This is a genomic window from Pseudochelatococcus sp. B33 (assembly GCF_053570585.1).
In genome coordinates this window covers 107,650-130,864 of record NZ_JBSEFH010000017.1, presented here as the reverse complement: position 1 = coordinate 130,864, position 23,215 = coordinate 107,650, and the positions used below count along the sequence as shown (strand labels likewise).

The following is a 23,215-nucleotide window of genomic DNA, read 5'->3' as shown; positions in this document are numbered from 1 at the left end:
CGTCATGATCCGAAACCCCATCCCCTGGCCGAACGGCGCGCGCTGCGCGTGCTCGATCTCCTTCGATGTGGACGCCGACAGCCTCATTCACATCGCAAGGCCCAGAGACGGCTTCAACCGGCTCTATCCCGTCACCATGGGGCGCTACGGCCCGACGACCGCCGTGCCACGGATCCTCGAAACCTATCGGCGCTTCGGGCTGCGGCAATCGTTCTTCATCCCGGCCTGGACCATGGAGCAGTACCCCGATGCGGTCGAGGCCATCCTGAAGGACGGTCACGAGATCGGCCACCACGGTTATCTGCATGAAGACCCGACCGTGATTTCCCAGCCCGAACAGCGCTTCTGGTTCGAGAAGGCGCTCGACGTGCATCGGCGCATGACCGGCAGGGCGCCGCGCGGGTATCGCGCGCCCGTGTACAACGTCACCCAGGGCACGATCGACCTGCTCGTGGAGCACGGGTTCGCCTACGATTCGTCGCTCATGGCCGACGACATCCCCTATCTGATGCGCAGCCGGGACGGCGAGCTGTACGAGGTGCCGCCGCACTGGGGCAACGACGACTGGCCGGCATTCGCGCATTACGAGGAAATCGGCTACATGATGCCCGTGCGTTCCCCGTCAGCGGGCCTGGCCGCCTTCTTCGAGGAATTCGAGGCCCACTATGAGGCCGGAGGCCTGTGGATGCCGGTCTGGCATCCGTTCCTGACGGGGCGGCTCGCCCGCTGGCGGTTGGTGGAGAAGTTTCTGGAGGACGTGCTCTCCCGCCGCGACGTCTGGTTCGCGCCGCTCGCGGACATCGTCGCCCATGTCGAGGCCGTCCGGCGGCAAGGCACGACGGTGCGGGTGGAGCAGCTGCCATACTACGAGAGGCCGGTCGTCCTCTCCCCGGCGGTCGGCAACAGCCTGTAGCAGCCTCAGGGCACCACGGCGAGGCGTCGGGGCCGCTCGATGAAATCGGCCGCCTCGGCGCGAAGCCACTCGCAGAAGCGGGCGACGGGGCGCCGCCGATGGCGCCCCGGCAGATAGGCGAGATGGTAGCCGAAGCCCGGCAGGAGCGGTCCGTCCAGCCTGACCGCCCTGCGTTCCCGGACCGCATCTTCCGTCATGATATCGGAACAGAGCAGCGGCCCCATGCCGCGCTCCATCGCATGCATGGCGAGGCTCTCGTCGTTGAACCACGAAACCCGGAACGTGTCGACGGGCGGCTTTCCCGCGGCCTCCAGCCATCGTGCCCAGTCCGGCGCGTCGAGCGCGCGGTTGACCCACTTGTAGGCGAGGAGCGGCATGCTCCGGTAATCCTCGATCTGCCGCGACGCGATCCCCGGGCAATCGGCGCTCGCGACCGGGCCGTACATGTCCTGCAGCAGGAGCGTGGACGACAGGTCGTCCTTCGGCTGGTGACCGTAACGGATCGCGACGTCGACGTCGGACCGGCGCAGATCGACGAGTTCCTCCGTGGCCTCGACATGGACATCGACACCGGGCGCCGCGCCGGTGAAGCCGGGCAGCCTGGGCATGAGCCAGCGCTCGGCGAAGGCGCGCGTCGTCGTCACCGTCAGGGACTCCCGCCCGTTGCGGTCGTGAATCTGCTCGAACGCCTCGGCGAAACGGTCGAAGCCGTCGCGCAGCGCCGGGTAGAGCTTCTCGCCCAGCGCGGTCAGCCTGACCTCGCGCGGGGTGCGTTCGAACAGCTTCTGGCCGAGCTGCTCCTCGAGATGGCGGATCTGGTGGGAGACGGCCGTCATGGTGACGCACAGCTCCGTGGCGGCAGCGGTGAAGCTGCGGTTCCTGGCCGCCGCCTCGAAGGCCCGGATGGAGTTCAGAGGGGGTAGCTTGCGCATGCTTTGCCTCCCGGTCACACGATGCGTTCGAGATAGGGAGCCACCTCGGGCTCGGGGAGCACGGACATAACCTTGAGCCGGTCCAGAGTCCGCTTGCTTTCCTGTCTCAGATGGGCGGAATGACTGGCCGCGGCCGCGTCGAATTCCTCGGCCAGCAACTGGTCGAGCACGATGCCGTGCTCGACGAAGGCGGGATCGTCCGGATAGATCCCGATGAACTCGGCGAACAGGGCATCGACGATCATCGGCAGCCGGCCGGTGCGCATGACGCGCTTGACGCGATCGTTGCGATAGTGACGCACGCACGTGATGTGGAGATCCTGCTCGATCGCCTCGATGGCGGCGCGCGGGATCTTCCCCGTCAGGCGGCGTGCCGCGGTGACGCGATCGCGCATGCGCAGCAGCTCGGCCCTGTCGAGCATCGGTGCCGAGAGTTTCAGCGCGTGCGGCTCCAGCAGCATGCGCAACTCCCGGTCCTCCGCGACGGCACGCGCGGTGACGGGTCCGGCCAGCCACGGGGAATGAAGCTCCTTCTCCACGAGCCCGGCCTCGCGCAGCCGCCACAGAACCTCACGGGCGACCGGCCGGCTGACGCCGAAGGCGCCCGCGAGCTTCTGCTCGTCGATGCGATAATGTCCGAAGGCGACAGCCGTCATCACCGCCGCCTCGACCTCGGCGATGATGTTGTCGGCGGCCGGCCTCGCGGCGGGGCCGTTCTCGGCGGTGATTTCGTCGGCGCCGATGGGGCGGCGGATCGGCTCCACGTCGCCGCCTCCCGCGACGACGAAGCCGCGGCCGTCGAAACGCCGGATCCCGCCCTGGTCGGCGATGTCGTTGAGCGCCTTGCGAATGGTCGCGCGGCTGGTCTCGAAGATTGCCGACAGTCTGCCCTCGAGAAGCACGAGACCGGGCTCGAAACGCCCGTCCTCGATGGCCGCGAGGATGCGGGACGCATAGACACGGTAGAGGGGACCCTCTTCATCAGCGGATGAAATCGACTTTTGCATTCGGATTCGCCCAGATACGCGCTGAATCAGCTTGTCTCCTCGATCTGAGGTCTTAAACCTGTCACTAAAAATGATGCTTGTAAACAAGTTTCGTTATCGACAGTATGGAAACGCCGTGAACAGGCTCTACCCATGGAACAGGCTCCAGCCATGACCCGTCCGACCCATGCAGCCGCCGCGCCCTCCGTCAAGACCCGCAGACGCGTGCTGCGCGTTCTCGGAACGACGTCGACGCTCATCCCCGGCATTCTGGAACGGGCGAGGAGCGATCTCGGATTCGACATCGAGGGGATTGTCATGGACGGCAATCTGGCGCACCGGACCGGCGTTACGGCCCCCGAGAGCTTCGACGTCTACGACCAATGGTTCCACAACCTGGAGTTCGTCTGGACGGCGCATGCCATCCGCGCCATCGAGGTCGACCGGATCGTGCGGTATCCGGGAGCCGAGGCGGCGCTCGCGAACTGCGCCTCGACGGGCAACGGCTTCGGCGGCGTGCCGTCGAGGATGCTCTTCGTGCAGAGCGACAGTCGGCTGGGTCCGGCAGAGAGCGGCCGCATCAGCATGTTGCCCCTGACCCACTGCGCCGACAGCTTCGGGTATCGGCCCGAAACGATGCCCGATGGCTACGATGCAAGCAGCGAGAGCTGGGCGTGGCTCATCGATCCGATGTGGAAGCGGGCTGTCCTGCAAAGCAACGCGTCGATCGGCGCCATCGATGCGATCCTGGCCGCCCGCGCCGCCGGGCTGCTCGATGTCGAAGACCCCGGCAATCTGACGGTCGGCGAGATCGATCGCCTGATGGACGTGCTCATGGCGCTGCGCCGGGAGGGGCACTTCGCCGGCTTCTGGAGCACGCCGGCGGATTCGGCCGATCTGTTTTCCCGCAGCAGGGCGCGTATCGGCAGCATCTGGTCTTCCGCCCTGGGGTTGCAGGGGCTGCGTCACACGTCGTTCCGGACCGCCGCGCCCGCGGAGGGCTACCGCGGCTGGTATGGCGGCATGGCCATCTCGCGGCATGTCGATGCGAGCCGGCTGGACATGGCCTACGAGTACATGGCCTGGTGGCTCGGCGGCTGGCCGGGAGCGGTTGTCGCGCGGCAGGGCTACTACTTTTCGGTGCCCGACGCCGCGAGGCGGCACATGGGCGAAGGAGAGTGGGACTACTGGTACGCCGGCCGGCCCGCCCCGCGAACACTCCCCGGCGTCGACGGCACCGATTTCGTGCCGGCGGGGACGCTGCGCGAGGGCGGCTCCTATAGAGAACGCATGTCGGCGATCGCGATCTGGAACGCCGTCATGGACGAGCACAACTACCTCGTCAGGCGCTGGCACGATTTCCTGAACTATCGGCGGTGACATGTCGACCATGCGGCCGCCGCAACGGGAGCGGGCGCTTGCCCCCGGTGTCCGTCGGTGTCGGCCGCAGACCGCCGTCGAAGGTTACACGACGGCGGTCTGCCCCGTGAGTTCCCGGACCGTACGCGCTATCGCCGCTTCCGCGTCCGCGAGCGCCTGTTCCCTGCGTTCTCCGCCGAATTCCTCGTATTCAGCCGCGATGGTGATGATATCGGCCGCGTCCGCGCCGAGATAGTGGGCGCAGGCGGCGATCCCTGTATCGAGCGCGTTCATGTGGGCCCGCACGCCGCCGGCGAATCCGAACTCGCCGCGCGACGACAACACCACGAGCCGCTTGCCCTTCAGCACCGGCTCGATCGGGAAATCGCCCCGGGCGAGGTCGAACGAGAACGTTCGTCCGATCCTGGCGATCTGATCGAACCATGCCTTCAGCGAGGCCGGCATATTATAGTTGTACATCGGGGCGCCGAGGACGATGACGTCCGCCTGCTCGATCTCGTCGATGAGTTCGTCGGAATGGGCGAGCATCTCCCTCATCGCCGCGGTGCGCCGATCCGGGGCGGTAAACGCGGCGGCTATCCAGTCCTGACTCATCGCCGGAGGCGGGTTCAGTCCGACGTCGCGATGAATGATCCGGTCCTGCGGGCGCGCCGAGCGCCAGAGATCGGTGAAAAGTTTCCCGAGCCGCCGGGAATGGGAACGTTCCAGCCTGGCGCTGGAGTCGACATGCAGAAGGGTCTTGATGGGCATGTGGAAACCTCGATGAGTGTTTCGACAGCCGTAACGCCTTTTGGAATCGGCGACAAAATCAACTTGATCAGCACCTGTTGAGGCAGACTCATGCTCTCCAGGTTCTTGAATTTGTGCAAGCTTCGTCAACGAAAAGTGGCAACCACTTTTCTGCACGCTGCACTAAAACATGAAATCCCGCAGAGGCCGTTGTTGCCGGCCTCAGAGCTGGAGGACGCGCAGGTTGTTCGTCGTGCCGGCTTTGCCGAACGGGATGCCGGCAACCACGATGATATGGTCGCGCGGACGGGCGAAGCCCTCGGCAAGCGCGGTGGCTGCGGCGCGCTCGACCATTTCCTCGTAGGTGCTCACGTCCTCGGCGAGAACGCTGTGCGCCCCCCACAGCAGCGCCAGACGCCGTGCCACCGCCTCATCGGGCGTGATCGCCAGGATCGGCACCGGCGGGCGCTTGCGGGCGATGCGCGCCGGGGTGGTGCCGCTCGAGGTGAAGGCCACGATCACCGGCGCGTGGATCGCGTCCGCCAGATCCGCCCCCGCCGCCGCCACCGCGTGCGGCGGCGTCTGCTCCTCGCCGGGCTCGGATGCGGCGATGAGCGAGCGGTAGAGCTTGTGGCTCTCCGTGCTGCGGATGATGCGGTCCATCATCGCCACCACCTCGCGCGGGTAGCGGCCCGTCGCCGATTCGGCCGACAGCATGACGGCGTCGGCGCCGTCGTAGATGGCGGTCGCGACATCGGAGGCTTCCGCACGGGTCGGCGTCGGCGCCGCCACCATGGAGTCGAGCATCTGCGTCGCGACGATCACCGGCCGCACGGCCAGCCGGCATGCCCGCACCAGCTCCTTCTGCCGGCCGGGAACCTCCTCCGGCGGGATCTCCACGCCGAGATCGCCGCGCGCCACCATGACCGCATCGGAAAGCTGGATGATGTCCTCGATGTGGTCGAGGGCGGACGGCTTCTCGATCTTCGCCATGAGCCCGGCCCGCTCGCCGATGAGGGCGCGCGCCTCGATCAGGTCACCGGGCTTCTGCACGAAGGACAGCGCCACCCAGTCGACCCCGAGCGACAGGCCGAATTCGAGGTCGGCGCGGTCCTTTGCCGTGAGCGGCGACAGGTCGAGCACGGTGCCGGGCAGGTTCACGCCCTTGCGGTTCGAGATCGTCCCGCCGACGGCGACCGTGGCGTCGATGTGCTCCGCGCCGAGGCCGGTGACCCTGACGCGCACGCGCCCGTCGTCGATCAGGAGGTCCTGGCCCGGCGCGATGGCGGCGAAGATCTCGGGATGAGGCAGCGGGATCGCCGTCCGGTCGCCCTCGGTGCCGTTCAGGACGAAGCGGATGGTTTCGCCGGCGGCGACGGCAAACCCGCCGTCCCGGACGGTGCCGATGCGGATCTTGGGCCCCTGCAGGTCCTGCAGGATGCCGATCGGCCGGCCCAATTCCCGCTCCAGCGCGCGGATCGCGCCGTGCACCCTGGCATGGTCCTCATGGGTCCCGTGGCTGAAGTTCAGCCTGAAGGTGTCGACACCGGCGAGAAACAGGTCCTTCAGCATCTCCGGCGCGGCGCTGGCCGGGCCGACGGTGGCGACGATCTTGGAGCGACGTTGACGGTGCATGATGCGATCGGCCCCAAGGCCGCCCTCTGTTCGTTTCGTTCAGAAGATGTAGCGCGTGGAGATGACGTTCGAGAGATGACGCTCAACTTGGGCGCCGGCCGGGGGAACCTCCGGCTTGCGCTGGCCCGCCCGACCGCCACCATGGAAAGCATGCAGAACGAACACAACGCCCCGGTGACGGACCGCCTGTCCCCGGCCGAGCCGTTGCGGCCGGGGAAACCGCCGCCGCCGCGCGGTCACCGGCGCCGGTCGACGCCGCCGAGGCAGACGTATTTGATTTCGAGGAACTCCTCGATCCCGTACCGCGAACCTTCCCGGCCCAACCCGGAAAGCTTGACGCCGCCGAAGGGCGCTTCCGCCGTCGAGATCAGACCGGTGTTGACGCCGACCATGCCATATTCGAGCGCCTCCGCAACGCGGAAGACGCGTGCCATGTCGGTCGCGTAGAAATAGGAGGCGAGGCCGAACTCGGTGTCGTTCGCCTGTGCGATCACGTCCGCCTCGTCCGTGAAGCGGAACAGCGGCGCCACCGGACCGAAGGTTTCCTCGCGGGCCACCGCCATGTCTCTGGTGACGTCCGCCAGCACCGTGGGCTCGTAGAACGTGCCGCCGAGCACGTGACGCTTGCCGCCGGTGACGATCCGCGCACCCTTACCGACCGCGTCCGCGACGTGCTCCTCCACCTTGGCGAGCGCCGCCTTGTCGATCAGGGGGCCGAGGATGACGCCCTCGTCGAAGCCGTTGCCGGTCTTGAGCCCTGCGGCGGCCTCCGCCAGCTTCTGCGAAAACGCGTCGTAGACCGCGTCCTGAACATAGATCCGGTTGGCGCAGACGCAGGTCTGGCCGTTGTTGCGGTATTTCGCGATCAGGGCGCCGTCCACGGCGGCGTCGAGATCGGCATCGTCGAACACGATGAAGGGCGCGTTGCCGCCGAGTTCGAGGCCGAGCTTCTTGATCGTCGGCGCCGACTGCCTGTAGAGCTCGGCGCCGATTTCCGTCGAGCCGGTGAAGGTGAGCTTGCGGACGGTGGGATGGGCCGTCATCACCGCGCCGATCGCGGCGGCCGAGCCGGTGACGACGCTGAACAGGCCCGGCGGCAAGCCCGCCCGCTCGGCCAGCACCGCGAGCGCGATCGCCGAGAACGGCGTCTGCGAGGCGGGCTTGAGCACCATGGCGCAGCCGGCGGCGAGGGCCGGCCCCGCCTTGCGGGTGATCATGGCATTCGGGAAGTTCCAGGGGGTGATGGCCGCCACCACGCCGACAGGCTGTTTCAGGACCAGAATGCGCTTGTCGGGCTGATGGCCGGGGATGATGTCGCCATAGACGCGGCGCGCCTCCTCGGAGAACCATTCGATGAAGCTCGCGCCATAGACGATTTCACCGGTCGCCTCGGCCAGCGGCTTGCCCTGTTCGAGGGTCAGGATCGCGCCGAGATCCTCCTTGTTGGCGATGATCAGGTCGAACCACGCCCGCAGGACGGCGGCGCGTTCCTTGGCGGTGCGGGCGGCCCATTCCTGCTGCGCGAGGCGCGCGGCCTCGATCGCGGCTTCGGTTTCCGCCGCTCCGAGCTTCGGAACGCGGCCGATGATCTCGTTCGTCGCGGGGTTGTTGACCTCGATGGCGTTGTCGGCGCTTGCCTCGATCCAGTCTTTGCCGACGAGGGCAGCCTGGCGGAACAGGGTGGGATCTTTCAATGTCAAGGTACGGCCTCCTCACCTGTGCAACAGGACGATATCGCCCGCGTGTCTCTGTCTTTATTGTTCGTCTTTATTGTTCGCTGGCGGGCCGGCGCCGATACGGATCCGGCCCGCAATCCCCAGCATGGCGGGGATCGCCGCTTCCGGTCAAGGAGGCGCGGGACATGTGTGCCCTGCCGATACGGCTTGGCTCCTCGCGGACACTGCGGCGGCCGGCCACCGGTTCCCCCGGCCCGTGCGGACAGTCTTCAGCGACCCTGAAACGTTGCCACGGCTCCGCCAAGCCGGCATGGGCATGCCGGCCGCAACAGCCGAGTCAGACGGGCAGCAGTGCCCGCGGAACCAAAGGCAGCGTAAGGCTCGACAGGTGCCGAGCCTTACGGTTCACGGGGCATGAATGACCCGCGAATCCTTCGGAGCGGTCACTCGACCGGTTCGGCGACGTTGGACGCGGTAGCCGCTTTGCCTCTGCCAGCGCGTTTGGTTCGGGGCGCCGCGGCCGGCGCTGCCGGTGCTGCCGACGCTGCTTTCGCGCGTCCCCTGCGCTTGGGCGCGGCCTGCTCCACGGGTGCCTGCTCCTGTGGTGCCTGCTCCTCGGGCGCCTGCTCGACGGCCGCGGGCTCCTCGGGGGGAGGGGGCGCCGTCTCGGTTTTCCGCCGGCCCAGGCCCTGCAGCTTCGCCACTTCCCGCCGCTGCTGCGAATAGTTCGGAGCAACCAGCGGATAATCGTCCGGCAGGTTATAGCGAGACCGGTAGTCCGCCGGCGTCAGCCCGTGGGTCGCCAGATGCCGCTTCAGGCTCTTGTAAGGCTTGCCGTCGATCAGGCTGATGATGTGATCGCGAGAGGCAAGGCTGGTGCGCACGGAAACAGCGGGGATATATTCGGGTTGCGGCGGCACTGCCGGCTTGTCATCTCCGGACAGGGCGGCCCGTGTCGCGCGGATCAGTTCGGCAAGCTCGTTGCTCGGCACCGCATTGTTTCCGACGTAGGCGCTCAGGAGCTGTACTGTCAAGGCAGTGAGATCGGGCTTTTCAGGCTCCGACATAAGAATCCCCTTCGTACTGATGTTGCAATGAATATCCTGACCTCGCCTTTCTTAGTCAGGTTAGATCAACCGTGCAACTTTTGTGACGGAATATCAAGGGTCTAATATTGAAAAACATCAGCAAAAGGCGATCGGCGCACGTGAATCCATGATCGGGACGGGTCATGCGCGGGATGGCATGGCAATGGTTGTGTCTGTTTTCATTGCGGTAGCCGGGATCGCGGCCAGTCGAGCCCAAGATGTTTTTGAGATAAACGCAGCGTTCGACAGTTGTCTGGCGGGGCATTCCCCGTGATACTTTTCTTTCGGACGCGTTCCGGCCGACCGAATGGTTCCATTCGATCGGCCGGCGCTTCGAGAGCCGTCAGGCCACCTCTGTCCACAGGTCCGAGGGCGGGGTCAGCAGGCTGACCCGGCTCTGGGCCTCGTCGCTCTGCGCGAAGAAGAGCGCGACGTCGGCACGCGAGGCGTCCGCTTCATCGAGCTGGCCGATCCAGTATTGCCGGCCGGCCTCTTCCCCCGCGCGCTCCAGCACCGTGGTGTAAAGCGCGTCGATGAAAGCCGCGTTATCCAGCCCCTCGCTGTACTGATGGAACTCTTCCGCCTCGGCGAACCGGGCGCTGATCGTCCACACGTCCTGTCCGGCAAGGCTTTCGCCCAGCCAGAAGTCGAAACCGGCGCCGTCGGCTTCCCGGCCGAGGAACGCGTGGTAGAGCCCCTGGATGTCACTCTGTCCCGCCGCCAGCAGATCATCCGTCTGATCGGCGTATACCAGCGTTTCGATGTTGCTGACCCGCTGGAGCCCGCCGGTGGCGGCGTTGGCGATGTGGACCAGTCCGTCCTTCACTTCGATGGTGTAGTCCGCCTTTGCGCCGGCCAGTATCAGGATGTCGCGCCCGGTGCCGCCGTCGATTCGGTCGTTGCCGGCGCTCTCGACGAAGCGGTTGTTGCCGGCGTTGCCAAGCAGGACGTTGTCGAGCCCGTTGCCGACGACCACAACGTCATTCGACCCGTTGAGGCGCAGAGCCTCGACGGTATCGGGCAGCACGATCGCCTGGTCGCCGTAGTAGACGGCCAGATCGAAGCCGTCGGTGCCCTTCTCGGCGGTGAAGCCGGCGACATCGCGCACCAGGATGTCGTTGCCGCCCCAGAAGTTGTGCGCGGCGATGGCACCGTCTCCGGCCTTGTACTGGTCCGCGATGGTGCGGCCGAGGTCGGGGAAGTCCGTGAACAGCGCGTCGATGCCGAAGTCGAACAGCCGCACGATTTCCTCGACCGGCAACTGCAGCGTGCCGTCGGGGTTCAGCGCCAGGAACGGTTCGTCGGCGCGCACCGTCCAGAGGATGGATTCGAGCCCGACCGCGTGGGCGATGGCCGGCAGATCAAGGATATTGGAGATGATGCGGGTCACCTGCGGGATGCCGTCGCCGTTGGCGTCGACCGGGTTGAGCAGCCCGGTCGTCTGCAGCACGGCGTCCTTCGCCGGCGCCAGCGCATCGCCGTAGAGCTTGGCGATCGCCGCGGCCGCCTGGGGCGTGTACAGGTCGGTGTTGAGGGCGCTCTCCCGCGTCAGCGGGAAGTCGAAGTCCTTGTAGATGTCCGGATTCGCGCCGAGCTCGGCGAATTCCGGGGTGAAGTGGAAGTAGATGTCGAACGCGCCGCCGAGCAACTGCACCAGCTTGAAGTCGACGCCCGCCTCCGGCTGGATCTTGGTGCCGAGCTCGATGAGGTTCGCCACCTCGAACGACTGGATATAGACGCGGTCGCGCTCGGTGAAACCGAGGTCCACCAGCTTGTCGACGAGCAACTGGCTCGTGTTGACGTGGATGAACTCCCCGTCGACATACTGGCCGGTGTACTGGAAAAACGTCGGATGCTTCGTCTCGGGGGCGATGGCGATCTTCTTGCCGGTTTCCTGCTCGACCTCGTTGACGAGTGCGATGACTTCCTCGAGCGTGGCGATGCGGAACTGGTCGTTGTAGGCCGCGCTTTCGGGGCGGATCTCCGGAATGCGCTCGCGCGCCCACAGCGTCTTGATCTCGGCCAGGGTGAAGTCTTCCGCGAACCAGCCGGAGACTTCGGTGCCGTCGATGTTCTTCGTGGTGTAGAGGTGCTCGAACTCGGGCCGTTCGCTCACGTCGGTGGTCTCGTTGAGCAGGTTCTCGTGGCGGGCGATGAGATGCCCGTCCTTGGTGACCACGATATCGGGCTCGATGACTTGCGCACCCATCTCGATGGCGAGCTTGTAGGCCTCGATGGTGTGCTCGGGGCGATAGCCGCTGGCGCCGCGGTGGGCGATGATCTGCGGGATATCGGGCGTGGGCGTCGACAGGTTGAGGCCGATGACCACCGGATCGTGGTCCGAGGTGGCGAAGACGTCGTCGTTGAAGAACCGGGGATCGGTGAACTGGCTGGAATAGTTCAGCAGGTCCGGCTCCTGCGAGTTGATGTGCCATTCGGCCACCCCGGTGACCTGCGCCGCCAGCGACCCGTTCGCGAGACCCTGATCCAGCGTGCCACGCTGGCCGTCGAACAGGTAGCTGAACGCCTCGTCCTGACCGATGTGGGCGTCGATCAGGTCGACATAGCCGGCATCGCGGATGGCGCTGATCGGGTCTTCCTTGGCGTAGGAATTGAGATCGCCGAGGATGAGCACGTCGGGATCTGTGATGCCGTTCTTGGCGAAGTAGCCCTCGGAATTGCCGATGTCGAGCCATTCGGTGAGCTGGTGGGCGGTTTCGACGCGGGTGGCGTTGAAGGCGCCCTGGCCGTCGCCCTGATCCGCGTCCGCGCCTTTGCCCGTGCCGCTCTTCGACTTGAAGTGATTCACCGAGACGGTGAAGCGCTCGCCGGTGCCCGCTTCCTCGAACGTCGCGGTGACGGCGGGACGGGTGCTCTGCTGACCGCCTTCATCGAACACGAAGATGTCGCTCGCCACGACGCTGACCTCGTTCGTCTTGTAGATGAGGCCGGTGGTGATGGCGTCGGTGCCGATGAAGCCGTCGGAATCGGCCGCGGTCGGGTTGACGAAGGCATAGACCGTACCGTCGGGAGCCCGGGCGTTGAGGGCGTTCACCAGTACTGCAATGGCGGAGGCATCGCTGAAGCCGTTGTTTTCCAGCTCCTGCAGGCCGATGACGCTGCCGTCGAGCTTGAGCAGCGCGGTGACGATCTTGTCGGTCTGGCGCTGCAGATCGGATTCGGTCGTCGCGCCGCGCGGCTCGAGGTTTTCGGGGCCGGAGCCGTTGCCCGAGCCATCGTTGAGGGTGGTGAAGTAATTGAGCAGGTTGAAGCTCGCCACCGTCAGCCGGCCGCCGACATCCTCGGGCTCCTGCGGGCGCGCGCCGCCGTTCGTCGCCTCGTCGATGGGCAGCAGGCCGATCGGCAGCAGCTTGTATTCGTTGAAGTTGTAGGTCAGCACGCCGGTCACCGGGCCGGTGAGCTCGGCGCCCAGCCGCAGGGTCGGGCCTTGCTCCGAGAACGTGTCGCCGGCGTCGATGAAGCCGTTGCCGTTGTCGCCGACAGCGGCCGGCGCGTAGGGGAACTCGATGGGGTTCTGGGCCGGGTTGCCGTCGTCGATCTTGAAGCGGTTGTTGGCGTTGGCCTGCTGCAGCGCATGGATCTCGTCGAGCTGCGTGTTCGGGTCGAAGATCTGCGTCGGCTGCACCTGCCCGCCGGCGGAAACGACGATCTCGCCATAGCGGTCGAAGTTGAAGTTCTCGATGACGGTGAGCGGCAGCTCCGTGCCCGTCGTCAGCGTGACGAGCTGGCCCTCGAACCGCTCCAGATCGGTGATGAAGTCGGGCGACAGCGCGATGACCGCCGGCGTGGGCTGGCCGTTGCCGCTCGACAGGGTGACGATGTCCGTCACGTCCTTGATCTGCGTCAGGTTGAAATATTCATCGACCGTGCCGGACACATTGACATGATCGCCGACGGCAACCGTCGGCGCACCTCCGGTGTAGACGAAAATGCCCTCGGACGTGGCCGCGTCGTCATCGGCGTCGCTGTCCTCTTCCTGCAGGAAGAAGCCGTCCACGGTCTTGTAGGTGACGATGGCGGAAACGAGCACGTAGTTGCCGATATAGGTGCTGGCGGTCGCGGTGCCCTGGATCTGCGAGATCAGCAGCGCCTGAGGCGCATCGCCCTCTGCATCAAAGGTGACCGACGTCGCCGAATCACCATTCGACGCGGAATCAAGCTGAGACATGCCAATATCCTTGTGATGTATAGGCAGAGAAAGCTCTGCCAGCAAATAAACTGTCGTTAAACTAACATTCGACAATGACATTAAATTAAATTTCCAGATCGATGATGGGGATCGACTGGTAATCCCGGACTGCCGTGCATCCGGGCCGCGCCCGGCCCACCGCTATGGGCCGCCGGGCCTCGGGACAATCCGCCGCGCCGGATGGCGCGCATGCGGTGGCGCGCGTCCGGGGCGTCGCGCCGGTCGCGTCAGTCGGCCCCGTCGAGCTCCAGCAGGCGCCGCCGCGCAGTTTCGGCGTCCGCACCGTGGCGGAGGGCGTCGGCGACGATGCCGCCGCCGCGGCGCTGGAACGCGGCATAGCCGTTGAAGCGCGGGCGGGTCCAGGCCCGTTCCACGGTTCCGCGCACACTTGAGAAGAAGCCGTTGAAACGTGCGTCGATGTCGGCTTCCTGCCAGCCGGCGAGGCTTGCGGGCTGGCCGTTGTTCTCCGCCACCACCCGGCGCTGGACCTCGGCGCCGGCCATGAAGCGGACGAAGGCCGCGGCCGCCTCGCGGCTGGCGCTGAAGCGCGACAGGCCCATGGCGGTGCCGCCGATGGTCGTGCCGGCATCGTGGGGAGCCGTGCCGCCCGCAAAGGGCGCGAAGCCGAGCCGGTTCGGCAGGTCCGGCTCGCCATAGGTCGCGTAGCCGTAGACGACGGGCGCGTAGACCACGTCGTCGCGGGTTGCCATGGCCTCATGCAGATCGATGCTGTTCCAGCCCTTCGCCTCCTCGGGCGACAGATCCATGACCGCGCGCACGGCATCATAGGCGAAGGCGAAGCTCGCCGCCGGAATGTCCCGCAGCCCGTGGTCGTCCGCGACGACGGGTTCGCCCCGGTTGGCCATGTAGGAAAAGATGCTCAACAGGGCATGCGGGGTCTCGATGGCCGTGCCGAGATAGAGGCCCGCATCACGCGCGCGGCGGCCGAGTCCGAGCACGTCGGCATGGCTGACGGGCAGGCCGCCGCCGAGCTTTTGCAGGAGATCGGGGCGATAGATCGCGTGCTGGGTGGCGCCGTCGATCGGTGCGCCCCAGACGTGGCCGGCGAACCGATAGGTGGAAAGGCTCGGACCGATATACCGGCCGTCCATCCCCGGACCCGCGACGTCCGGCATCAGATCCTCGAGCGGAAGGAAACAGCCGCTTGCCGCAATGGCGCCGCAGAAGGGATGGTCGAAGACCACGATGTCGTGGCGCTTCGCGACCACCTCGATATCCTGATGCTCGAAATCGGACAGGGGCCGCACGGTCTGGACGATCTCGCAATCGGGGCGGGATTGCCGGAAGAGCGCGATGGCCCGCGCGACCGGTTCGATCGCGCGGCGGCTTTGCCAGTTCAGAATGTCGAGCCTCGGCATCAGGCAGCCCGCCGATTGACGATGTGGATGTGGTTGCAGATGAGCGCGAGGCTGTCGTCCTGCTTGAGAACTTCCACCTGCTCGATGACCAGCCCCTTGTCGGGGCTCTTGTGATCGCGCTTTTCAACGATGGTGCTGCGCACCCGGATCGTATCGCCGATGAAGGTGGGGGTGATGAAGCGCAGCCGGTCGTAGCCGTAGGACATGGACTGGGGGTTGATGACGCTCGCGGCCATGCCGATGCCCACGCTGAAGATCAGCGTCCCATGGGCGATGCGCTGTTTGAACGGCTGCGTCGCGCACCATTCGGCGTCCATGTGGTGGGGAAAGAAGTCGCCGGTCTGCCCGGCATGCATCACGATGTCGGCCTCGGTGATGGTGCGGCCGGTGGTGATGGAGGTCTCGCCGATGGCGTAGTCCTCGAAAAAGCGCTCGATGATCATGGCTGCTAAAACCCGTATTCCCGCTGGATGTCTGCTGTGTCTTCGCCGATCCGGGGCGCGCCCTTGGCGGCGGTGAGGATCCGGCCGTCGATGCGGATCGGGCAGCGCGTGGTGCGAACTGTCGCGCCGCTGGCGGTGATCACGTCCTGAATCATGTCGAGCGCCTTGAAGCCCTCGTGCTCGATCAGCGCCGGCCAGTCCATGACCGGGGCACACCAGATGTCGGCGGGCTCGAGAATGGCCAGCCAGTGCGCGGTGGTCGCGGTGACGAGGCGGTCGGCGATCAGCGTCTTGATCGCGTCGCGATCCGTGAACACCCGGTCCGGATGGTCGAAGTCGGCCAGTGACGGCATATCGAGCAGCCGAGCCAGTTTGCTGAGCGGGTTCATGGCAACGGCGAGGAAGCCGTCGGCTGTCCGATAGATGCCGTAGGGGGCGCCGAGATAGGCGCTGGCGCTGCCGATTCCGCTCCGCCTCGGGCCCGAACCGTCGCCGTTGAGGAAGGTGCTGAAGAACTCGAACTGCAGATCGAGGATGGATTCGAACAGGCTGACGTCGACGCGCGCGCCTTGGCCCGTCGCGCCACGGCGCACCAGGGCCGAGAGGATCCCCTGAACGAGATGCGCGCCTGCGAACATGTCGGCCACGGCAACGCCGGTGGCCACGGGCGGCTCGCCGTCGTCGCCGCTCATCCAAGCCAGGCCCGCCATGGATTGCACGAGCAGATCCTGTCCCGGCTTGTTCCGCCACGGGCCGGTGTCGCCGTAGCCGGTGATGGAGGCATAGACGATGCGCGGGTTGATCGCGCGCACCGTGTCATAATCGAGCCCCAGACGTTCGATGACGCCGGGACGGAAGTTCTGGATCAGAATATCCGCCCGGGCAATCAGCGCCTTGACCCTGGCAACGTCCTCCGCGGACTTGAGGTCGGCCGTGAAGCTGCGCTTGTTGCGGTTGATGGCATGGAACAGGGTGCTGTCGCCATCGACCTGGAGGTTGGAGACATAGAGCCGGCGGCTCAGATCGCCCCCATCCGGGCGTTCGATCTTGATCACCTCCGCTCCGAGGTCGGCGAGGCGAAGTGCGGCGGACGGCCCGGCCAGGAACTGGCTCATGTCGAGAACCAGGTGCCCCTGCAGGGGCAGGAAAAGATCTTTGCTGGACATGGAACTACTCGTTGAGGTCTGGTCAGCGGCCCATCATCGTGGCGGGCAGCAGCAGCGAAATCTGCGGGAGCACGGTCACCAGCAGCAGGATGACCAGCAGGCAGGCAAGCAGCGGCAGGCTTTCCCTGAAGGTCTCCGTGATGGGCGTGCGCAACACGCTCGATGCGGTGAAGGTCAGGGTGCCGACCGGCGGCGTGATGCCACCCATGGTCAGGTTGAGCACCATGATGATGCCGAGGTGGATCGGGTCGATGCCGAGCGAGGCGGCGACCGGCACCAGGATCGGCGTCAGCAGGATGATGGCCGCCGTGCCCTCGATGAACATGCCCACGATCAGCAGCATGAGATTGACCAGGAGCAGCAGCACCAGCGGATTGTCCGTCAGCAGCACCAGGGCGTTGGCGATCTGGGTCGGGATCTGCTCCCACACCATGTAATAGCCGAAAGTCGATGCGCCGCAGATGATGAGCATCACGACCGAGATGGTGATGACGGAGTCGTGGATGATTTCGGGCACGTCGCGCCAGCTCAGCTCGCGGTGGCAGACCGCGCCGACGAAGATGGCGTAGACGACGGCGATGGCGCCTGCCTCGGTGGGCGTGAAGATGCCGTAGCGCAGGCCCACGACGATGAAGACGGGCACACTCAGCGCCCAGATCGAGTCCACGAAGGCCCTGAAAAGGTCGCGGCCGCTGACCATGCTGGTCCGCGCCGGCAGGAAGCCGCGGCGGCTGGAAAGGAAGTAGATCACCACCATCAGCGCGACGGCGATCAGCAGACCCGGAACGATGCCGGCCAGGAAGAGGCGGCCCACCGACACGTTGGCCATGAAGGCGTAGACGATGAGGCCGATGCCCGGCGGGATCATGGCGGTGATGATCGACGAGGCGGCCACGATCGCGGCGGCGAAGCCGCGCGGGTAGCCCTTCTCGATCATGGTGGGACCCAGCATCTTGGAGAGCATGGCCGCGTCGGCATTCGCGGAGGCGGTGAGGCCGCCCAGCAGGACGGCGAGGATGACCACGACCTGCGCCAGCCCGCCCACGAGGTGGCCCACGAAGGCGTCGGCGAGGTTGAGCAGGCGGCGGGTGATGCCGGAGACATTCATGATGCTGCCGGCGATGACGAAGAACGGCAGTGCCAGAAGCGGAAAGGACTCGGTGCTGGAGACGATGCGCTGGGCGAAGATGTCGATGGGGAGCGACGCTCCGAGGAAGAAGTAGAGCAGGCTCGGCGCGATGAGCGCCACTGCGACCGGGACGCTGAGCATCAGCAGACCCAACATGAGAAATGTCGGCCAGAGGATCATGGGATCGGCCTCTTCTGGAACAGAACCTCGTAGCTGCGGACGGCGTGGCGCACCGTCATCAGCAGGAAGCCGACGGCGGCGGCCGCGTAGAGCGTGGCCTGGGGAAGACGCAGGACCGTCGTCGGAATGTCGAGCGTGGAGAGGGTGAAGCGGATCGCCAGAAAGGACACCGCACCCAGCACCGCCAGCGTGATCAGGGCAGCGAGGATCTGCACGAGGCGCGCCACGCCGGGCGGCACCAGGAACAGAAAGGTGTCGATCACGATGTGCCCCGACCGCCGGAAGGCGGCGGCGGCGCCCAGAAACACCGCCCAGGCGAAACCGATGGCGGCGAGTTCGCTGGTCCAGTTCGCCGGCGTCGGCAGGACATAGCGGGTGACGACACCCCAGCTCACCGAGCACACGACGGCGGTAAGGGCGACGGTTGCGAGAATTTCCTCGATCATGAGATCGGAAAAGCGGGTCGACACGGGCGCGGCAGCCGCAGCCGCGGGCAGGACATCGGACATGGAATTGGTTCTCTCGGTTGGCTGCGGGCGACCTGGACCGCCCGCCATCGCCCGTCAGTTGTCCAGAATGGCCCGGATCTGGTCGTAGACGCCCGGCGTCCAGTCGGGGAACGCGGAGTAGACCTTCGCGGTGGCCTCGCGGAACGCGGCCGTATCCACATCGGTCACGACCGTGACGCCTTCATCCTTGAGGGTTTCGAGGAGCTTCTCGTCGTTCTCCAGCGTCTTTTCCGTCATGACGTTGCCGGCATTCACGGCTTCCTCGATCAGGATCTGCTGCAGGTCGGGAGCGAGCGACTGGAAGATGGTCTCGTTCATGACGAGGCCGAGGAAGGCGGTGAAGTGCCCGGTGAGCGACAGGGTCTTGCGCTGCTCCTGCAGCTTGGCGCCGTAGAGCGAACCCATCGGCGCCTCGACGGACTCGACCACGTTCTGCGACAGCGCGCTATAGACCTCGCCCCACGGCAGCGGAACGCCGCGTGCGTTGAGGGCGCCGAAAGTCTCGACCCAGATGGGGTTGGGCGCGATGCGCATGGTCACGCCTTTCAGGTCCTCGGGCGTCACGAACGGCTTGCTGCCGAGCATGTGACGCTTGCCGAAGAAGTAGTTGAAGGACAGCGGGCGAAAGCCGGCTTTCGCCGCCTTCTCCGTGAGGCCCGCATACCATTCGCTTTCGAGGATGCGATTGAAATCGCGCGGAGTGTCCAGCAGATAGGGACCGTTCATCACCCCGAAGTCGGGGATGTAGTCGGACATGAAGCCGGGATCGGCGACCTGGATGATCGGCGCGCCCTGGCGAACCTGTTCATAGACCTCCCGGTTGATGCCGAGCTGCTCGGAAGGGAAAACGGTGATGTTGAGCCGGCCCTCGCTGCGGGCATTGACCGCTTCGGCAAAGCCGACGACCGCCTGATGAATGGGTTCCGTCGGCGCCAGCGCATGAGCGACGCGCAGATTGACAGTTTGTGCTATGGCGGAGGACGTCACCATGGACAACGCGACAGCGGCGGCAAGCGCCCGGAGGACCTTGTGCATTTTTCACTCCCTGTGACCCGTGTGCCGGGTTCGCATATCGACTGATCGAGTCGAATTTCATATGTGTAGTGATAGTTCTATATGTGGAATATCGAGGCGTCAAGACAGCATGTTTGAAACGGATACGGGCAATCGGGTCCCCGCGCTCGAAAAGGGGTTGGACATCCTGGAGGCGCTCGCTCAGGAGCGCATGGGGCTGCCGCAAAAGCAGCTCGCCGAGCGGGTAGGGCGCTCGGCGAGCGAGATTTTTCGTGTGCTTCTGGCGCTCGAGGCGCGAGGCTATATCGCCCGCGACTCGCAGTCGGGGATTTACACGCTGACGCTTCGCCTGTTCGAACTGGCCAATATTCACCCGCCAACCCGCCGGCTGGTGCAGATTGCGATACCGCACATGGAAAACCTCGCGGCCCGGGTCGGCAGTTCGTGCCATCTGGTCACGCAGCACGGGGACCAGTTCATCGTGCTCGCCCAGGCGCAGCCGGATAGTCTGCTGATGGGCTGGAGCGTGAAGGTCGGCGGTGTCTTCCCGCTTTCCGAAGCCTATGCCTCGGCAAGAATGATCGTCGCGCACCAGCGTCCGGAACGCAGGCACGAGATGGCCGAAAAGATGGCCGGCACGGCGCCCGGAGCAAGCGAAGCCCTCATCGCGCGCCTGGAAAGCATCCAGAACGCCGGATACGAAGTGTCGCTCAGCGCCATAGCGCCAGGCGTAACCGACATCAGCGCGCCCGTGCTCAACCACCTGGGGTCCGCCATTGCAGCGCTGACGGTGTCGCGGATCGGCGCCGTATCGGAGAACTCGCTGGCAATGGTCACTGAACATCTGCGCGATTCCGCCCGAACCATCACCCAGGCCATCGGTGGCGGCCTCGAGGTGGGCGACACGCCGCCAACCGGCTGACGATCACGAGATTATTCGGAGAGCAGTCAACCGGCGAATCCGGTCAGGCGGAGACGTGCGGAGAATGGTCCGTTTTCATCGGATCGGATCGTTCGTTATGGCGCGGTTCCGGTCCGTCGTCTGGCGCTGCCGGGCCGCCTCCTGTCGGCGCGCGAAGAGGGCGGGCCGATTGAATCGCCGCTGACGATAACCGGTTCCAGAGCGAAGTCCGGAGCGCCCTGATGACCTTCCACCCTTGCGACGATGTAGTCCAGCGCTGCGCGCCCGCAGGTCTCCAGGCCGAGGTCGACGCGCGCCACGCGGGACGCTCCCCATTCGCTGATCGCCTTGCCGCCGATGCCGATCACCGACACGTCCCGCGGCACGGCGCGGCCCGCCGCCGTCGCGGCCCGGACCACGTTGAGGGAGGTGACGCCCGAGGCGGCGATGATCGCTGTCGTCGCGGGCCGCTCCTCGAACAGGCGGACGGTGGCCGGGGCCACCCATGCCGCGCCGAATTCCATCTCGACCAGATGGGGGGCGAAGCCCGCCTCCTGGCAGGCCGCGGTGATGCCCGCGATGCGCTGGGTGAGGACGCGGTTGCGGATGGGGCCCACGAGGATGCCGATGTCGCGATGGCCGTGCACGATGAGTTCGCGCGCCGCACGCCGGCCCACGTCGACATTGTCGACGTGGAAGGACGGTATGGCGATATCGCGCGGGCTGAGCGTCGCGACGACAACGCCGCTGCGCTCCATCTTCTTGACGAGCCGCGCCAGCTCGTCGTGATAGGTGAACTGATCGAAACCGCCCCCCGCCAGGATCAGCCCGGCCACGCGGTGCTCCCAAAGCCTCCGGCAATAGTCGAGCTCGAGCTGCGGGTCGCGCTGCATGTTGCACACCGTGGTGAGCATGCGCCCCGTGGTCTCGGAATAGCAGGTCACCGTTTCCGCGATCTCGCCGTAATAGGGATCGAGCATGTTGCCGACCACGAGGCCGACGAAGGCGGGCGCTCCGGCGCGCAGGGTCCGCGCCATCACATTCGGCACATAGCCGAGCTCGTCGGCGGCGGCCCGCACGCGCTCCTTGAGACTTTCCTCGACCGGCCAGCCCTGGTCGCGGAGAACCCGGCCGGCCGTGCTCACCGAGACGCTCGCGGCGGCGGCAACGTCCGCGAGTGTGGGCGACCGGGGCCTCTTGCCCAACTTTGCGCGGCCTTCGCTCCGCATTGCCATAGTCAGTTCCGATCCTTGTTGATGTTGAACGGGCATGTAATTCGACATTGACAAATATGGTGCGTTAGACAACGTTATCTCGTGCAAGACAACGTTGTCTCAACAACAAAATATTATAAAGCGCCGGAAGAGGCGCGATTGGGAGGTCACATGTTTCCAGCTCTGAAGAAGGTGCGGACCCCTATTCGCGGGGTGTCCCGTTTCGCTTGTGGCGCCGCGGCCCTGCTCATGGCTTCCTGCCTCGCCACCGGTGGTGCCAGCGCGCAGGACGGTGCGGCATTCACGCCCAAGGGGCCGGTCGCGATGATCGTGCCGTTCGGTGCCGGCGGTGGCAGCGACCTGATGGCCCGTTCCATGGCGGCCGGTATCACGACCGTCCATCCGGGCATTCAGATCACCGTCGAGAACCGTCCCGGCGGCAATGGCGTCATCGGCTACAACTATCTGCGCCAGCGCCATGGCGATCCGCAGACGCTGCTCGCGTCCGAAACGGCGGCGGTCGCTTTGCCGCTGCTCATCCAGCCGGCGCCGTTCCAGTGGACCGATTTCACGCCGATCGCCCAGATCGCTGCGGATGCGCAGCTTCTCGTCGTGCCGTACGATGCGCCCTACAAGAGCCTTGCGGATTTCATCACGGCGGCGAAGGAGAAGAAGTTCCGCGTCGGCCTGACCTCGACCACCAGCTCGGACGCCATCGTCACCAATCTGCTGGCGCGCAATCAGGACGTCTCGTTCCAGCCGGTGGTGCTGGAATCCGGCTCCGCCTCGGTGGCGCGCCTGATGAACGGCGATATCGAGTTCACCATCCTCAATCCCAGCGAAACCATCGGGCAGATGAATGCCAAGACGCTGCGCCCGCTGGTTGCGTTCTCGGAAGTTCGCTACCCGGCGGATTCGCCGCTTGCCGACATCCCGACCGCCAAGGAACAGGGCGTCGACGTCTCCTTCGCGCAGTATCGCGGCCTGTTCGGCGCCGGCGGCCTCACCGAGGCGCAGGCCGATTTCTGGGCCTCGACCATGGAGGAGTGGACCAAGACGCCGGCCTACAAGGACTATATAACCAAGAACAACCTGTTCCCGGAATTCCGCCGCGGCCAGGAGTTCAACGACTATCTGGTCAGGACTCAAGCAACGCTTGAGCAGGTGCTCAAGAAGGACTGAGCGCCATGATGCCCCAACTCTTGCGGCGGCAGTCGTTCGGAGAGCTCGCCTGCGCCGCATCCTTTCTGGCGCTCGGTATCTTCGTGGCGCTCTACGGGCTCCGATACCCCGTGTCGGCCGACGGCATCGTCGGCCCCGGCCTCATGCCCCTGATATGGGGGCTGGCGCTGGCGATCGCCGCGGCGGTCCTCGTGGTCAACGCACTCAGGGCGCGGCCCAGGCCGGATGACGCCGCCCCGTCGCCCGACGGCCGGGATCTCTCCCTCGCCGACTTCTCGGAGGATGAGGGGGGCGCCGCCGGCAGGCCGACCACGGTGGCCGGCATCCTGTTTCTGATGGGGCTGTCGGTCGTGCTGGCGCCCGTCTTCGGGCTCATTCCCATGCTCGGGGTGCTCGTCTTCGTCTGCGTGCTCGCCTTCGAGCGCGAGGGCTTCGCCGCCGCCGCATCGATGTCGGCCGGTTCGATGGCGGTTTCGTGGGCGCTCTTCGTCTGGCTGTTTGAAGTGCCTGTCCCGGTCGGGACGATCTGGCGGGCTCTGGGGCTGTGAC

The 23,215-nt window shown here is 66.0% G+C and carries 19 protein-coding genes; 5 read left to right on the top strand and 14 right to left on the bottom strand.

Annotated elements, in window-relative coordinates:
• Positions 1-4 precede the first annotated feature (4 nt).
• A complete protein-coding gene (locus tag ACUSIJ_RS19140; RefSeq protein ID WP_449310007.1) occupies positions 5-913 on the top strand; it encodes a polysaccharide deacetylase family protein in 909 nt (302 codons plus the stop codon).
• Between the two features lie 5 nt (positions 914-918).
• Here the strand turns inward: ACUSIJ_RS19140 and ACUSIJ_RS19135 are convergent, their stop codons facing one another.
• Positions 919-1,845, bottom strand: coding sequence for a LysR substrate-binding domain-containing protein (locus ACUSIJ_RS19135; protein WP_449310006.1), 927 nt, complete (start codon positions 1,843-1,845; stop codon positions 919-921).
• Positions 1,846-1,859: 14 nt separating this feature from the next.
• Positions 1,860-2,852: a GntR family transcriptional regulator gene (locus ACUSIJ_RS19130; protein WP_449310005.1), complete on the bottom strand. Its 993-nt coding sequence runs from the start codon at positions 2,850-2,852 to the stop codon at positions 1,860-1,862.
• 150 nt (positions 2,853-3,002) lie between these two features.
• On the opposite strand from ACUSIJ_RS19130, the gene ACUSIJ_RS19125 reads away from it, so the two are divergent.
• Entirely contained in the window at positions 3,003-4,211 is a 1,209-nt protein-coding gene (locus ACUSIJ_RS19125) for an ABC transporter substrate-binding protein (protein ID WP_449310004.1), read from the top strand.
• A gap of 84 nt (positions 4,212-4,295) precedes the next feature.
• Here ACUSIJ_RS19125 and ACUSIJ_RS19120 read toward each other — a convergent pair whose 3' ends face one another.
• The 11 genes from ACUSIJ_RS19120 to ACUSIJ_RS19070 form a co-directional block, all read right to left on the bottom strand.
• Positions 4,296-4,961: an FMN-dependent NADH-azoreductase gene (locus ACUSIJ_RS19120; protein WP_449310003.1), complete on the bottom strand. Its 666-nt coding sequence runs from the start codon at positions 4,959-4,961 to the stop codon at positions 4,296-4,298.
• Positions 4,962-5,162: 201 nt separating this feature from the next.
• Positions 5,163-6,575, bottom strand: coding sequence for a pyruvate kinase (pyk, locus tag ACUSIJ_RS19115; RefSeq protein ID WP_449310002.1), 1,413 nt, complete (start codon positions 6,573-6,575; stop codon positions 5,163-5,165).
• Between the two features lie 236 nt (positions 6,576-6,811).
• Positions 6,812-8,275, bottom strand: a complete 1,464-nt coding sequence (gene gabD / locus ACUSIJ_RS19110; RefSeq protein ID WP_449310001.1) for an NADP-dependent succinate-semialdehyde dehydrogenase — start codon at positions 8,273-8,275, stop codon at positions 6,812-6,814.
• Positions 8,276-8,694: 419 nt separating this feature from the next.
• Positions 8,695-9,318 (bottom strand): MucR family transcriptional regulator, encoded by a 624-nt coding sequence (locus ACUSIJ_RS19105; RefSeq protein WP_449310000.1) that lies wholly within the window; start codon positions 9,316-9,318, stop codon positions 8,695-8,697.
• A gap of 364 nt (positions 9,319-9,682) precedes the next feature.
• On the bottom strand, positions 9,683-13,528 hold the full coding sequence (locus tag ACUSIJ_RS19100) for an ExeM/NucH family extracellular endonuclease (RefSeq protein ID WP_449309999.1): 3,846 nt from the start codon (positions 13,526-13,528) through the stop codon (positions 9,683-9,685).
• A gap of 248 nt (positions 13,529-13,776) precedes the next feature.
• Entirely contained in the window at positions 13,777-14,928 is a 1,152-nt protein-coding gene (locus tag ACUSIJ_RS19095) for an ABC transporter substrate-binding protein (RefSeq protein ID WP_449309998.1), read from the bottom strand.
• A complete protein-coding gene (locus tag ACUSIJ_RS19090; RefSeq protein ID WP_449309997.1) occupies positions 14,928-15,371 on the bottom strand; it encodes a MaoC family dehydratase in 444 nt (147 codons plus the stop codon). The genes ACUSIJ_RS19095 and ACUSIJ_RS19090 overlap by 1 nt, the downstream gene beginning before the upstream one ends.
• Before the next feature lie 5 nt (positions 15,372-15,376).
• On the bottom strand, positions 15,377-16,537 hold the full coding sequence (locus ACUSIJ_RS19085) for a CaiB/BaiF CoA transferase family protein (protein WP_449309996.1): 1,161 nt from the start codon (positions 16,535-16,537) through the stop codon (positions 15,377-15,379).
• Positions 16,538-16,559: 22 nt separating this feature from the next.
• Positions 16,560-17,846 (bottom strand): TRAP transporter large permease, encoded by a 1,287-nt coding sequence (locus ACUSIJ_RS19080; RefSeq protein ID WP_449309995.1) that lies wholly within the window; start codon positions 17,844-17,846, stop codon positions 16,560-16,562.
• Positions 17,843-18,355, bottom strand: coding sequence for a TRAP transporter small permease (locus ACUSIJ_RS19075; protein ID WP_449309994.1), 513 nt, complete (start codon positions 18,353-18,355; stop codon positions 17,843-17,845). The genes ACUSIJ_RS19080 and ACUSIJ_RS19075 overlap by 4 nt, the downstream gene beginning before the upstream one ends.
• A 54-nt stretch (positions 18,356-18,409) precedes the next feature.
• Positions 18,410-19,390, bottom strand: coding sequence for a C4-dicarboxylate TRAP transporter substrate-binding protein (locus ACUSIJ_RS19070; protein WP_449309993.1), 981 nt, complete (start codon positions 19,388-19,390; stop codon positions 18,410-18,412).
• A gap of 61 nt (positions 19,391-19,451) precedes the next feature.
• Between ACUSIJ_RS19070 and ACUSIJ_RS19065 the strand changes: the two genes are divergently transcribed.
• A complete protein-coding gene (locus tag ACUSIJ_RS19065) occupies positions 19,452-20,291 on the top strand; it encodes an IclR family transcriptional regulator (protein ID WP_449310029.1) in 840 nt (279 codons plus the stop codon).
• Positions 20,292-20,386: 95 nt separating this feature from the next.
• On the opposite strand, the gene ACUSIJ_RS19060 is transcribed toward ACUSIJ_RS19065, so the two are convergent.
• Positions 20,387-21,475 (bottom strand): LacI family DNA-binding transcriptional regulator, encoded by a 1,089-nt coding sequence (locus ACUSIJ_RS19060; protein ID WP_449309992.1) that lies wholly within the window; start codon positions 21,473-21,475, stop codon positions 20,387-20,389.
• Positions 21,476-21,655: 180 nt separating this feature from the next.
• Here ACUSIJ_RS19060 and ACUSIJ_RS19055 point away from each other — a divergent pair, with 180 nt between their 5' ends.
• Together ACUSIJ_RS19055 and ACUSIJ_RS19050 are read left to right on the top strand one after the other, a co-directional pair.
• Positions 21,656-22,666: a tripartite tricarboxylate transporter substrate binding protein gene (locus ACUSIJ_RS19055; RefSeq protein ID WP_449309991.1), complete on the top strand. Its 1,011-nt coding sequence runs from the start codon at positions 21,656-21,658 to the stop codon at positions 22,664-22,666.
• Between the two features lie 5 nt (positions 22,667-22,671).
• Positions 22,672-23,214, top strand: coding sequence for a tripartite tricarboxylate transporter TctB family protein (locus ACUSIJ_RS19050; protein WP_449309990.1), 543 nt, complete (start codon positions 22,672-22,674; stop codon positions 23,212-23,214).
• Position 23,215: the final 1 nt, after the last annotated feature.